9 protein-coding genes and 1 riboswitch are annotated in these 14,243 nt (G+C 43.5%); all 9 genes read left to right on the top strand.

Annotated elements, in window-relative coordinates; translation table 11 throughout:
• Positions 1 to 11 precede the first annotated feature (11 nt).
• The 9 genes from ELQ35_RS10705 to ptsG all read left to right on the top strand — a co-directional run bounded on the left by ELQ35_RS10705 (position 12) and on the right by ptsG (position 13,926).
• Entirely contained in the window at positions 12 to 1,484 is a 1,473-nt protein-coding gene (locus ELQ35_RS10705) for an NAD-dependent succinate-semialdehyde dehydrogenase (protein WP_126864836.1), read from the top strand.
• A 140-nt stretch (positions 1,485 to 1,624) separates the two neighbouring features.
• On the top strand, positions 1,625 to 2,836 hold the full coding sequence (gene lhgO / locus ELQ35_RS10700; protein ID WP_126864835.1) for an L-2-hydroxyglutarate oxidase: 1,212 nt from the start codon (positions 1,625 to 1,627) through the stop codon (positions 2,834 to 2,836).
• Between the two features lie 34 nt (positions 2,837 to 2,870).
• Positions 2,871 to 3,803, top strand: coding sequence for an AEC family transporter (locus ELQ35_RS10695; protein ID WP_126864834.1), 933 nt, complete (start codon positions 2,871 to 2,873; stop codon positions 3,801 to 3,803).
• A 207-nt stretch (positions 3,804 to 4,010) separates the two neighbouring features.
• A complete protein-coding gene (locus ELQ35_RS10690; RefSeq protein ID WP_126864833.1) occupies positions 4,011 to 4,973 on the top strand; it encodes an AAA family ATPase in 963 nt (320 codons plus the stop codon).
• Positions 4,974 to 5,008: 35 nt separating this feature from the next.
• Complete coding sequence (locus tag ELQ35_RS10685; RefSeq protein ID WP_246026040.1) at positions 5,009 to 6,178, top strand: DUF58 domain-containing protein; 1,170 nt, start codon at positions 5,009 to 5,011, stop codon at positions 6,176 to 6,178.
• Entirely contained in the window at positions 6,175 to 8,373 is a 2,199-nt protein-coding gene (locus tag ELQ35_RS10680) for a DUF4129 domain-containing transglutaminase family protein (protein ID WP_126864831.1), read from the top strand. Before ELQ35_RS10685 ends, ELQ35_RS10680 begins: the two co-directional genes overlap by 4 nt.
• 48 nt (positions 8,374 to 8,421) lie before the next feature.
• Positions 8,422 to 8,523, top strand: a riboswitch (purine riboswitch).
• A gap of 192 nt (positions 8,524 to 8,715) precedes the next feature.
• Complete coding sequence (gene guaA, locus ELQ35_RS10675) at positions 8,716 to 10,269, top strand: glutamine-hydrolyzing GMP synthase (RefSeq protein WP_126864830.1); 1,554 nt, start codon at positions 8,716 to 8,718, stop codon at positions 10,267 to 10,269.
• Positions 10,270 to 10,306: 37 nt separating this feature from the next.
• Positions 10,307 to 11,641 (top strand): NCS2 family permease, encoded by a 1,335-nt coding sequence (locus ELQ35_RS10670; protein WP_126864829.1) that lies wholly within the window; start codon positions 10,307 to 10,309, stop codon positions 11,639 to 11,641.
• Positions 11,642 to 11,856: 215 nt separating this feature from the next.
• Entirely contained in the window at positions 11,857 to 13,926 is a 2,070-nt protein-coding gene (gene ptsG / locus ELQ35_RS10665; RefSeq protein WP_126864828.1) for a glucose-specific PTS transporter subunit IIBC, read from the top strand.
• Positions 13,927 to 14,243 lie beyond the last annotated feature (317 nt).

Below are 14,243 nucleotides of genomic sequence, written 5' to 3'. Positions count from 1 at the left end.
GGAGGATATACATGTTAAAAGTCGATTCATTAGTGAACTTAACCGAACTGAAAATGTACGTAAACGGAGAGTGGACGGATGCGCAAGAAGGAAAAACCTTTTCTGTTACCAATCCGTCAACAGGCAAAATTGTTGCCCATGTTCCCAAAGGCGGGCGTTACGAAACACAACAGGCAATCGAAGCTGCTGGACAGGCGTTTAAATCCTGGTCAAAATTAACCGCTAATGAACGTGGTAAGTACCTGCTGAAATTACGTGATCTTATGCACGAATATAAAGATGAATTAGCCGAAATCATGAGCCTGGAAATGGGAAAGCCATTTACAGAAGCGCAGGGGGAAGTAATCTTTGCGGCCAGTTATTTTGAATGGTACGCTGAAGAGGGACGCCGGATTTATGGCGAAACAATCCCTGCTTCCTCGCCTGATAAGAGGTTAATGGTGATTCGCCAGCCGATCGGTGTGGTTGCTGCGATTACCCCATGGAATTTCCCGCTGGCGATGATGACCAGGAAGATAGGCCCGGCGATGGCAGCCGGGTGTACAGGAATTTTGAAGCCGGCCAAACAATCCCCGATCAGCGCGCTTGCGTTTGGCAAATTGGTGGAAATGGCGGGGATTCCACATGGGGTAGTTAATGTGGTAACCGGTGATTCTGGTCCGATTTCAGACGAAATTTTCGAAAATCCGATTGTAAAGAAAATCTCGTTCACCGGATCTACGGAAGTGGGGAAATTACTGGTTACCAAGTCGGCTCCACAATTGAAGCGATTGTCCTTGGAGCTTGGCGGGCATGCACCGTTTATCGTCTTTGAAGATGCTGACCTCGAGGCAGCCGCTTCAGGTGCTATTGCCAGTAAATTTAGAAATACCGGGCAGACATGTGTTTGTGCAAATCGGATTTACGTCCAGCGTTCCGTTATCGAGAAATTCTCTAAACTTTTCGTGGAGAAGGCACAGGCTCTTAAAGTCGGAAATAGTATAGATCCAAGCGTTGATGTCGGTCCCCTGGTCAGCCGTGACGGGTTGGAAAAGGTAGAGGAACATGTCCATGATGCATTGTCCAAAGGTGCTCAACTCCTTTGTGGCGGCAAAAGGCTGGAAGGTGAATTGGCCGATGGATTGTTCTATGAACCTACGATACTAGCGGAAGTAACCGCAGATATGCTTATTACAAACGAGGAAACATTCGGGCCTGTTGCGCCGATTATCCCGTTTGACACAGAAGAAGAAGTGCTTCAATACGCCAATGATACGGTGTATGGTTTAGCAGCTTATTTCTATACAGAGAATGCGAGCCGTTCCGTGAGGGTATCTGAAGCTTTGGAATTTGGAATCATCGGTATGAACGATGCAATCCCGACTGTTGCCCAGGCTCCGTTTGGCGGTATAAAAGAAAGTGGAATGGGTCGGGAAGGCGGCCATCAGGGCATGGACGATTATTTAGAGGATAAGTATATATCGATGAAGTTTCAAACTATATAAAACAATGGATTGGGCAAAGGTTTTTGGGACCTTTGCCCTCTAATTCAGATAAATACAAATGGGTAAGGATCAGAGCTTTGTTTTTGTAATGTAAAAAATACAGGCCAGGGATGCCAAATTACTATAAAAGAGGGATATATATGTATGACTTTTCTATCATAGGTGGAGGGATCATTGGTTTATCTACAGGTATGGCGCTGACGAAAAAGTTTCCAGGCGCGAAAATTGCCATCATTGAAAAAGAAAAAGACTTGGCCCATCATCAAACAGGTCATAATAGCGGGGTCATCCATTCGGGTATTTACTATAAACCAGGCAGTTTTAAGGCGCGTTTTGCCCGTGAAGGGAGTACCGCCATGGTCCAATTCTGCGAAGAACATGGAATCAAATACGATGTATGCGGGAAAGTGATTGTGGCTACTGAACCGAAAGAGCTGCCGCTTCTGGATAATCTGTATGAACGGGGCTTGCAGAACGAGCTTGACGTCATGAAAATCGGAATTGAAGAATTGAAGGAGATAGAGCCGCATGTAAAGGGAGTTGGCGCAATCCGTGTGCCGAATACGGGGATTGCCGATTATAAAGGCGTATCCCGCACATTTGCCCGCATCATCGAGGAAGGCGGCGGTGACATTCGTCTTGATACAAAGGTAGAGAATATTGCCGAAGAGAACGATGGGGTGACAATTGAGACAAACCGCGGCACGATAAAAGCACGGTTTCTGATTAATTGTGCCGGATTGCAGAGCGACCGGGTTGCAAGGATGTCTGGCTTGCATACCAATATGAAAATTGTGCCATTCCGCGGCGAGTATTATGAACTAACGCCGGAAAAACGGTATCTCGTGAAACATTTGATCTATCCGGTACCGAATCCGGATTTCCCGTTCCTGGGTGTTCACTTTACACGGATGACTAACGGGGATGTTCACGCCGGACCGAATGCGGTGTTGGCTTTTAAACGTGAAGGATATACCAAAACGGACATTAATGTAAAAGATCTTCTTGAGGTACTGACCTATCCGGCGTTTTGGAAGATGGCGATGCCGAATATGAAAGAAGGCATGAAAGAATATGTCCGTTCTTTCAGCAAGCAAGCGTTTTTGCACAGCTTGCAGCATCTGATTCCAGAGTTGACGGAGAAAGATATTGTTCCGACCCATGCGGGAGTGAGGGCACAGGCGCTCATGGACGATGGCAGCATGGTCGATGACTTTGCGATTTTCCCGGGGAAAAGCTCGCTGCATATCTGCAATGCGCCTTCTCCTGCAGCGACGGCATCGATTCAAATCGGCAATGCTGTAGTCGAGCAGCTGCTTGAGCGTTTTCAGGTTAATGAGCGATTAGCGTAAGAGACAAGTTCGAGAATTTTGGGGGACAGGCGCTGTGCAGATAACAACCGTTTTGTCTTCTGTAACGATAATGGCCATCATTATTTTATTCGGAACAATCATAGCGCTGACGGGTAAAGTCACTGACGAATCAAAACAATTGTTGGTAATGATTATTATTAATGTAGCTGTTCCCGCTGTTATTTTAAACGGGGTTTTTACGACTGATATTAATGCTGAATTAATTTCAAAAATAGTAGCCATCTTTGTTATTTCGATCATTTTCAATGCAATCGGTATCGGGCTGGGGTGGATTAGCGCAATTCTTTTTGGTTTTCGTACAATGAAAGCAAAGAAGCTAGCTATTTTAGCCGGATTAGGAAATACAGGCTTCATTGGCATTCCTGTTTGCATTACATTATTCGGGCCGACGGGTGGTTTATTAGCGGCCATATATGATGCCGGGCTAGATGTTATCGTATTTACCCTCGTTACAATGCTCTTGAAAGAGGAAAAGCTTTCTTTGAAAAGCTTTAAAGAGCTTGTTAATATCCCTATTGCTGCGGTTATAATTGGGATTTCGACGGCGATTATTGGCTACGAACCACCAGCAGTATTTAAAAATTTAGCATCGATATTAGCAGGTTTAGCTGCTCCGTTGGCCATGCTTTACATCGGTTTATTAATCCCGGCGTTTTTTAGGGAAAAGAAGAAAGTACCTGTACGTTTTGTGAGTGTTTCTCTATTAATGAAATTGTTAATTATTCCTCTTATACTGATTGCTATTTTACAAATCATTCCCGTCACAAACGATCTTAAACTAATCGCTCTAATCCAGGTATCGATGCCGACATTTACGCTGGCAACTGTCCTGTTTGCACGGTATGCCAAGGATGAGGACACAGCGGTGGCAACCACGGTTTATTCTACTATTTTTTCATTACTGACGATTCCGCTGATTGCCTTTATAGGCTATTCGTTTTTATAATGCCGCGTGGCTTACAATGTCTTGAAATTGCACTCCGATTTTACAGAATGCCTAAATCTGTAAAACAGGAGTGTTTTTTCTTCCTTTACGTCGTCTTGGTAAGGTAAAGTTAAAGGTATAGCGAATGATGGAGGATTTTGTAGGAGCAAAAACGAATTGTATGTATGACCGTGGAATTCACTAATATGCCTTTACAGGGGGATTACGATGATAAGGGAAGAGATGCACCCAACATTAGAGAAGGTTTTGCATAATATAGAAAAAGTGATTATCGGGAAAAGAGATATAGCAGAACTTAGTCTGGTGGCTCTGCTTGCTGGCGGCCATGTGCTTTTGGAGGATGTTCCCGGAGTCGGAAAAACAATGATGGTGCGGGCGCTGGCCAGATCGATAAGCGCTGATTTTAAACGAATTCAATTCACGCCTGACCTGCTTCCTTCTGATGTCACCGGCGTTTCGATTTTCAATCCAAAAGAGCAGGAGTTTATTTTCCGGCCCGGACCTATAATGGGTAATATCATTCTTGCTGATGAGATAAACAGGACATCTCCGAAAACGCAGTCTGCCTTGCTTGAAGGCATGGAGGAAGCGAGCGTGACGGTTGATGGGATTACGAGGAAATTAGAGATGCCTTTTTTTGTGATGGCGACCCAAAACCCGATTGATTATGAAGGGACATACCCGCTTCCGGAGGCGCAATTGGATCGTTTTTTACTGAAGATGAAGATGGGTTATCCAGAGATCATCGAGGAAATGGAAGTGCTGAACCGTGCTCAAGCTATTCCCCCGATTAAAGAACTTGCGCCTGTGATAACGCTTGAGGAGTTGCGTGACCTGCAGCAGCATGTCAAATCGGTCCATGTGGATGACACGATAAACCGCTATATTGTCGACCTCGCTACTCGGACCCGCTCACATCAAAATGTCTACTTGGGGGCTAGTCCGAGAGGGTCAATTTCATTGATGAAAGCGGCTCAGGCCTATGCTTTCTTAAATGGAAGGGATTATGTTCTTCCTGATGATGTTCAGTATCTGGCGCCGTCTGTTTTTGCACATCGCCTGATTTTAACTTCGGAAGCTAAATATGAAGGAGTCAGTGCCGAACAAATCGTAAGCGAAATTGTGACAAAGATTCCAGTTCCGGTTAAAAGGCTTGTGAACTTACAATGAAAAAAATCCTCTCAAAAATGAAGGCTTCCTTGAAAATGTCATCTCTGCTATTTTTAGTTGGATTAGCTTTTGTCTTTGCGATGTTTCAAGGTGGATTTGTAAGCTGGTTTCTTTTTTACAGCTTCCTGCCTTTTGCGATTTATTCTTTCATTCTCTTTTGCTATCCGATACATGGGTTTCGCGTGGAAAGAGTCCTGAGCAAAAACGAATTAAGGACAGGCGAAAACGTTGGGGTCAAGATCGTTATCAGCAGGAAAACAAGCTTTCCGCTATTTTTTTTACTTGTGGAAGAAAAGCTGCCGAAAAGGCTTGAACAGAATATGACCGAGGCGCAAAAAAAGATCATATTCCCCTGGTTTAAGCGGGAGTTTACCATTAATTATTCCCTTGAAAAGCTGCCCCGGGGTGAGCACTTTTTTAAAGGGATTCGGCTGAAAACAGGCGATTTTCTCGGTTTGTTTGATAAGGAAGCTGTATTTGATCTTCCGGGGAAGCTGCTTGTATATCCTGCCTATTTCGAGCTTCCCTACAGGCAGCTTGATCAGTTGTTCGATCAGGGACGCGCGGGAACGGCCAATCGGCTTCAACGTGAAAACTCGATTGTTTCGGGTGTGAGGGATTATCAGCCCGGTGACCAGCTTTCCTGGATAAATTGGAAAGCGACAGCAAAGAAGAATGACATTATGACAAAGGAATTTGAGGAAATGAAAAGCCGTGACATCTTTTTGATGTTGGATGAATCGCCGACTGAACGATTCGAGGCGATGGTGACATATGCTGCCTCCTTTGTCCATTCCGTCAGCAAAAAGGGCATTCAAATCGGATTTTATCGTACCGGAAAAGGTGGAGACGCACTTCCGGTACGCAGCGGGGAACTTCAAAGGCAGAAGCTCTTTTATAGCCTGGCTAAGGCTTGCACAAATGCTTCTGTTCCCATCGAAAGAACAATCGAAAAAAATGCTTCCATTATACCCTCCAATGCTGCATTAGTCATTATCACCGGGGGCATGACCTTACAGACGGTTGAATGGATCAGCCTCTCTAAAATCAATCAGTCGATCACCATCTTTTCAATCAACAGGGACCCGTCTTTATCAAGGGAAGAAATAGTGGCCCGTGAATTCGCAAAAGCGAAAGGAATCAATGTAAAGTATATCGAAAAAGAACTTTTTGAAGCCGGTATTCCAGAGGTGATCGCCCAATGATGCAATCGAAAAGCTATGATGCATCGATGAAAATAGTGCTTTATCTGTTTGGATTTTTATTATTGTGGGAGTGGCTGCGTCCTGTTAAGCAGCTCACTGACACGGGCAATGTAAGTGTCTTTATCGTATTCATCGCTCTTGCCCTGGCGCTTCATTTCTTTCAGTGCCGACTCTGGATCCGGTTTGTTTTACTGCTTGGGTTCTTAACGATATCGATTCATTACCTTTATTATGAAACGTCTATTTTTGATATAACCTGGCTTTTTGATTTTCTTGGAAAAGTCTTTAGCGATTTTCCCTTGGTCTTTCAGGCTAAATTCCTGGAGATTTCATTCGAATTTCAATCGCTGCTGGTTTTTATCCTGCTTTGGCTGATTACCTATTTGCTGCATTACTGGATTACCATTAAAAAAAGTGTCTTTTTATTTTTTATTGCCACGGTCATCATTGTAGCAGTTCTGGATACGTTTACTCCGTATGATGCAACCTTTGCTATCATCAGGCTCGTGCTGATTGGGTTTAGCGTGCTTGGTGTACTGGCCCTTTTCCGTCTGGCGTCCCAGGAAAAGCTGTCGATTACTGTTCCATCCCTGAGAAGATGGCTCATCCCGCTCGTTCTTATGGTAGCGTTCAGTTCATACATCGGCCTGGCTGCTCCAAAGTTTACACCGCAGTGGCCCGATCCGATGTCGTTTATTACTTCCTATTCGGATAAGGCGTCCGGAAGCGGCGGAACGAACAGAATCGGGTACGGGGTGGACGATTCATCGCTTGGCGGAGGATTTGAAAATGATGACACGGTAGTTTTTCGTGCTCAAGCTTCTGCCAGCCATTATTGGAAGGTGGAAAACAAGGATTTCTATACAGGAAAAGGCTGGGTGACTGCACGTAAGGATGAAAGCTATACGCAATTTGCCAACACGGAGAAATTTAACGGGTTTGCCTACCCGCCCGGAGTGGAAACGACAGACTTAAAGTCGACTTTAACGGTGGCACTTCCTTATACCCATGTTCCTTATCCGGAGCCGCTCGGCTTAACCAAAATAGACTCGCCTAAAGGGGAGCTTTACCGGTATCATCCGTATAATGACCGGATCACATCTCACACTGCTGAAGGCGATATGGTCAAACTTAAGCGGCTGGAACTATCTTATACTTTACCGAGGTTTGATATTAATCAGTTGAAAAAAATGCAGGCGAGGGATGGGTTAAAGATCGATCCAGAATTCATGAACCTGTATACGCAGATACCGACTGTCTTTCCTGAGCGGATTAAGGAGCTGGCCAGAACGATCACCGCGGAGGAAAGTAACTGGTACGATCAAGCTAAGGCAATCGAGGATTATTTTGATGGAGGGGAATTTGTCTATGATCAAAGTAATATTCCCTATCCCGAGGATGCTCAGGACTATGTAGATCAATTTTTGTTTGAGACAAAACGAGGCTATTGCGATAACTATTCTTCAGCGATGGTGATGCTGCTCCGTTCGATTGACATCCCGGCGAGGTGGGCAAAGGGGTATACAGAGGGCACGCAGATTAACGTCAAAGGTGAGCGGGTCTATGAAGTAACGAATAATAACGCCCATTCATGGGTGGAAGTCTACTTCCCAAATGCCGGCTGGGTTCCGTTTGAACCAACAAAAGGATTTTCCAACGAAACTGACTTTTATTATTCATCAACCGGGACAGCATCAGCTGAAACGAGTGAGCAGCAAAGTGAAAAAGAGCAGCAGGCTGAGCAACAGCAGGCTCCAGAAAAGCAAGAAGCAGCACCTGAGGAAACAACAGCACAATCTGCGGAAAGCCAGGGAAATTGGCTTGAAGGAAACTGGAAGGGCCTGATTGCTGCTCTCGCTGGAATTGGTTTATCAAGCCTGCTTATTTTCAAATTCAGGGGAAGATGGCTTCCATATCTTTTGATTGCCATCTATAAAAGAAAAAACGATGATAAGACTTTCTCCAAAGCTTATATGATACTATTGAAACAATTGAAAAGGATGGGACTTAAACGTCCAGAGGACCAGACATTAAGGGATTATGCGGAATATGTCGATTCCTATTTACACTCTGGTGAAATGGGGAGAATAACACGGAGCTACGAGAAACACATTTACCGGGGTGACTTTACTTCTGCAGAATGGAAAGATAACCGCGAATTGTGGGAAAATTTAATTAAAAAGACAATCTCTTGACCAAGTTTTTAATGTGTTGTTACAATTGATTCAATCGTGTTCTATATTTGCGCTTTTCTTATAACCCTTCATATATCTTCGATGATATGGATCGAAAGTTTCTACCGAATCACCGTAAATGATTTGACTATGAAGGCGGATTTTATTTGGTATTCCATCTAGAGTTCTGCCTTTGTATTATGAAGGCAGAATTCTAGATTTTTTTATGCTGTTTTTATTTTGATTACTTTTGCACAATACTATCAGTAAGTTATTATTTGCATTCGCTTGCTTACAGAAATGAATGGGTTAACCTAACATTATAGACAAGCAGGGTGTAATACATCAATCGAGGTGACGAGAGTGCCGGGGAAAACGGAATTACAAAACCAGGAAATGATCATAGTGCTTGATTTCGGAAGCCAGTATAATCAGTTGATCACGCGCCGGATTCGTGAATTTGGCGTGTATAGCGAGCTCCACCCGCATACATTAACGGCGGAACAAATTAAAGAAATGAATCCTGCAGGGATTATTTTATCAGGCGGGCCAAACAGTGTCTATGATGCTGCTGCTTTTGGCTGCGATGAACGAATTTTTGAATTAGGGCTGCCGATTTTGGGAATTTGTTATGGAATGCAATTGATGACGAAGCATTTCGGCGGAGCGGTGGAACCTGCAAAAAACCGTGAATATGGAAAAGCTGCATTGACAATCGAGAATGATTCTAAACTTTTTCACGACTTACCAAAGGAACAGATTGTCTGGATGAGCCACGGGGATTTAGTAGTTGAGACTCCTGCTGGTTTTACCGTAGATGGAACAAATCCTTCCTGTCCAATTTCTGCGATGAGTGATGAGTCAAGGAAATTATATGCGGTTCAGTTCCATCCTGAAGTGCGCCATTCAGTATATGGTAACGAGATTCTAAAGAACTTCGTTTTCGAGGTGTGCGGCTGCAAGGGTGACTGGTCGATGGAGAACTTCATCGAAATCGAAATGGAGAAAATCCGCCAGTCAGTCGGAAACAAAAAAGTTCTTTGTGCATTAAGCGGCGGCGTTGATTCATCGGTTGTAGCCGTTTTGATCCAAAAAGCAATTGGTGACCAATTAACTTGTATTTTCGTCGACCACGGCTTGCTGCGTAAAGGGGAAGCGGACAGTGTCATGAAAACGTTCAGCGAAGGTTTCCATATGAACGTTGTTAAGGTGGATGCAAGCGAACGCTTTCTTACCAAGCTTGCAGGTGTTTCAGACCCGGAACAAAAACGGAAAATTATTGGAAATGAATTTATCTATGTGTTTGATGACGAAGCGACCAAGCTTGAAGGAATTGAATTCCTTGCCCAGGGTACTCTTTATACGGATATTATTGAAAGTGGAACCGCGACTGCCCAAACGATTAAATCACATCATAATGTAGGCGGACTGCCGGAAGATATGCAATTCAAATTGATTGAGCCGTTAAATACGCTCTTTAAGGATGAAGTCCGCGAACTTGGATCCGAACTTGGAATCCCGGATGAAATCGTTTGGCGCCAACCCTTCCCTGGTCCAGGGTTAGGAATCCGTGTGTTGGGCGAAATCTCTGAGGAGAAGCTTGAAATCGTCCGTGAATCAGATGCGATTCTTCGTGAAGAAGTTAAAAAGGCTGGGCTTGACCGTGACATTTGGCAATACTTCACTGTGCTTCCCAATATCCGCAGTGTCGGAGTAATGGGGGATGCGCGCACATATGATTATACAATCGGCATCCGGGCTGTTACTTCCATAGACGGGATGACATCTGATTGGGCTAGAATCCCCTGGGATGTACTTGAAATCATTTCCACGCGCATTGTAAACGAGGTCAGTCATGTGAACCGCGTGGTTTATGACATCACCAGTAAACCTCCAGCAACAATTGAATGGGAATAGTTTCGTTTTACGAAATATTTTTCTGAGGAGAACGAGAATGAAGAAGTATTTTCAATTTGATGAGCTCGGCACAACTTATCGCCGTGAAATTATAGGAGGATTGACCACTTTTTTATCGATGGCCTATATCCTGGTTGTCAATCCGCTGACTTTATCATTAAATAGTGTCAAAGATTTGCCTGACGCTTTAAGAATGGATTATGGAGCAGTGTTTGTTGCGACAGCTCTGGCTGCTGCGATTGGTACCATATTAATGGGCCTCATTGCAAAGTATCCGATTGCACTTGCTCCCGGCATGGGGTTGAATGCATTCTTCGCCTATACGGTTGTGCTGACATACGGAATTCCATGGCAAACCGCCTTAACAGGTGTTTTACTTTCAGGGATCATCTTTGTATTGTTAACGATGTCGGGCATACGCGAAAAAATAATTAATGCGATTCCGGTGGAGCTGAAATATGCTGTTAGTGCAGGGATTGGGCTATTTATTACCTTTGTTGGTTTTCAAAATGCGGGTATTATCGTAAATAATGACTCAGTCCTTGTCGGTCTCGGTGACTTGACGAATGGAAACACACTATTAGCCGTGTTTGGAATTATTTTAACCGTGATTTTATTGACCAAGGGAATACATGCGGGGATTTTCATTGGGATGGTTATTACTGCCATGGTGGGGATGATTGCTGGCTTAATTGATATGCCGGGTAGTATTGTTGGTGCGGTTCCAAGCATTGAGCCAACCTTTGGTGCTGCCTTTGAAGCATTCGCTGATCCAGGGGAGAAACTTTTTTCAGTCCAGATTCTTGTCGTTATTTTAACCTTCTTGTTTGTTGCCTTCTTTGATACAGCCGGAACGCTGGTGGGTGTAGCGACTCAAGCGGGGCTAATGAAAGGAAACGTTCTTCCGCGTGTTGGAAAGGGATTATTTGCCGATTCACTTGCTATTGTTGTAGGCTCCATTCTCGGTACATCGACAACGACTTCGTATGTTGAATCGACTGCCGGCGTTGCTGCAGGTGCTAGAACCGGATTTGCTTCCATTGTAACAGGTCTCTTGTTTTTCCTTTCGATTTTCTTTTTCCCGCTCCTCAGTGTGGTTACTTCCGCAGTAACGGCGCCGGCTCTGATTATCGTCGGGGTCTTGATGGTGTCTTCACTGAAGAAGATTGATTGGGAACGATTCGAAGTGGCTGTACCGGCATTCTTTACCTTAATTGCGATGCCGATGACATACAGCATTGCAACGGGTATTGCTGTAGGATTCATTTTTTATCCGATTACGATGCTAGTTAAAGGGCGTATGAAAGAAGTTCATCCGATTATGTATTTGCTATTTGCGGTTTTTGTCTTGTACTTTATTTTCTTAGTGTAGAATTACAAATCGTTAAGAAAAGGAACCTTTCTATGGGTTTCTTTTTTTGTGAAGTTTTTTAGTTGCTTTCATTCATGGAGTTGACTAACATAGAGTAGCATTCCTGCTAATCCTAAAAACATAAATGTATAAGAACCATTTTCCTGTAAAGAGATATCGACCATGTCTTCTTTTTCTATTCAAAAAGTGTTCATAAAAAAGAGGAGTTGTTTGCCTTGTTCAAAAAGTTATTTGGCGTTTTGCAAAAGGTGGGTAAAGCTTTGATGCTGCCAGTTGCCATCCTGCCTGCAGCAGGTATTTTACTGGCTTTTGGTAACGCTTTACAAAATCCAACCTTGATTGATATTGCACCATTTCTGGATAATAACGGTGTTGAAATGGTTGCTTCAGTCATGGAGAATGCAGGAAATATTATCTTTAGCAATCTGGCGCTTTTATTCGCAGTAGGTGTGGCAATAGGCCTTGCCGGCGGCGATGGGGTAGCTGGATTAGCCGCCATTATTGGTTTCCTGATCATGAATGTCACAATGGGTACTGTGCTTGGAATTGATGCAAAAGATATCGAAAACAGCAAGGAATTTGCAAGTGTACTTGGGATACCAACTTTATCTACTGGAGTTTTCGGCGGCATCATTGTCGGAATTATCGCGGCTTATATGTACAATAGATTTTTTGAAATCGAACTGCCGTCCTATTTAGGTTTCTTTGCAGGTAAACGATTCGTGCCGATCATCACAGCAGCAAGTGCTGTAATATTAGGCTTGATAATGATCGTGATCTGGCCTCCAATTCAACATGGGTTGAATGCCTTCTCTGAAAACATGCTTGGTGCAAATTTAACACTTTCCGCATTTATTTTCGGTGTAATTGAACGGTCCTTAATTCCTTTTGGACTTCATCACATATTTTATTCACCATTCTGGTTTGAGTTTGGCAGTTATACAAATGAGGCAGGACAAATTGTTAAAGGGGACCAGGCGATCTTTATGGCCCAAATTAAGGATGGGGTACAAAGTTTAACGGCAGGAACATTTATGGTCGGTAAATTCCCATTCATGATGTTCGGTCTTCCGGCTGCCGCCCTTGCGATTTACCACGAAGCCCGTCCAGAAAGGAAGAAAATAGTCGGCGGCCTAATGGCATCGGCTGCATTAACTTCATTCTTAACCGGGATTACAGAACCACTTGAATTTTCTTTCTTGTTTGTTGCACCTGTCTTGTTTGGGATTCATGCGATTTTTGCCGGTTTATCATTCATGACTATGCATTTATTAGATGTGAAAATCGGCATGACCTTCTCCGGCGGTCTGATCGACTACGTTTTGTTCGGGCTAATTAATCCGCAGACAAATGCCTGGTTAGTCATACCCGTCGGTCTTGTTTTAGCTGTGATTTATTATTTCGGATTCCGCTATGCGATTCGCAAATTCAATTTGAAGACTCCTGGTCGTGAAGTGGAAACAGAAGAAGATTATGCGGAAGCTGAAGTTCCCGCTGGACAAGCAGGAAGTCTTGCCGGTGATATCTTGGTCGCAATGGGCGGACAACAAAACATTGCTCACTTGGATGCTTGTATAACTCGTCTACGTGTATCAGTGAATGATGTTAAAGATGTGGATAAGAATCAATTGAAAAAACTTGGGGCTGCCGGAGTACTCGAAGTGGGAAATAATATTCAAGCCATTTTTGGGCCACGTTCCGAAACGATAAAAGGGCAGATGAAGGAGATTATGTCCGGGAAAAAGCCAAGAGCGGTTGAAACTTCTCAAGAAAAAGAAGTCGAACAGCAAATTGAAGAAGTCATTCCGGAAGCACTCCAAACCGAGCATTATAATGAGCCGTTCATTTCTCCAATCAAAGGGGAAATAAAACCAATCACTGAAGTGCCGGATACTGTCTTTGCCGAAAAAATGATGGGTGACGGATTTGCAATCATGCCAGAAGATGGGCTGATTGTTTCCCCTGTCAATGGCACAATCGTCAATCTTTTCCCAACCAAGCATGCTATAGGCATTGTTTCAGAAGGCGGCCGTGAAATCCTCATTCACGTAGGGATTGATACCGTTAAATTAGAGGGCAAAGGATTCGAAGGGTTGGTTTCACAAGGTGATAAAGTGGAGAGAGGCCAGCCTCTATTAAAGGTTGACCTGGACTATGTAAAAAGCAAAGCCCCATCCATTATTACTCCAATTGTCTTCACAAATCTTAAAGATGGAGAAACGGTGCATCTTGAGAAAAAAGGAAAAGTAGACAGCGAAGAAGAGAATATCATTTCAATTAAGTAAGAAAGAGTAGAGCAGCTTTCCCCCGTACTTCAATATCGCGGAGTAAAGCTGCTTTTTAAATTTAATTTGTAAACTATTTTTGTTTTCATTCCTTAGTAAGTATAAAGAAAATCTAGTATATTATTTTTAGAATTTAGTTGACTTATCGTTGGTCAGCTGCTAATATAGTTAATACACCACAAAACATCCTTACTTTCTTTTGAAAATAAATGAAAAAAATATTGACTCTTTATTTTGTATGGTGTTATACTATTAAAGTCGCTTCCGAGAGAAGCTGCAAGAGATTGCTCTTTGAAAACTGAACAAAACAAAGCGCC

Origin of the sequence: Peribacillus cavernae (assembly GCF_003989135.1) — a bacterium.
Classification (GTDB): domain Bacteria; phylum Bacillota; class Bacilli; order Bacillales; family DSM-1321; genus Peribacillus; species Peribacillus cavernae.
Note: the sequence above shows the minus strand (reverse complement) of the source record. Positions and strands in the feature narration are given on the sequence as shown.

Bases quoted from the DNA above. Each gene is read 5' to 3' on its own strand.
- lhgO (WP_126864835.1), top strand. From the start codon at position 1,625: ATGTATGACTTTTCTATCATAGGTGGAGGGATCATTGGTTTATCTACA.
- ELQ35_RS10705 (WP_126864836.1), top strand. From the start codon at position 12: ATGTTAAAAGTCGATTCATTAGTGAACTTAACCGAACTGAAAATGTAC.
- ELQ35_RS10670 (WP_126864829.1), top strand. From the start codon at position 10,307: ATGAAGAAGTATTTTCAATTTGATGAGCTCGGCACAACTTATCGCCGT.
- ELQ35_RS10690 (WP_126864833.1), top strand. From the start codon at position 4,011: ATGATAAGGGAAGAGATGCACCCAACATTAGAGAAGGTTTTGCATAAT.
- ELQ35_RS10680 (WP_126864831.1), top strand. From the start codon at position 6,175: ATGATGCAATCGAAAAGCTATGATGCATCGATGAAAATAGTGCTTTAT.
- ELQ35_RS10685 (WP_246026040.1), top strand. From the start codon at position 5,009: ATGTCATCTCTGCTATTTTTAGTTGGATTAGCTTTTGTCTTTGCGATG.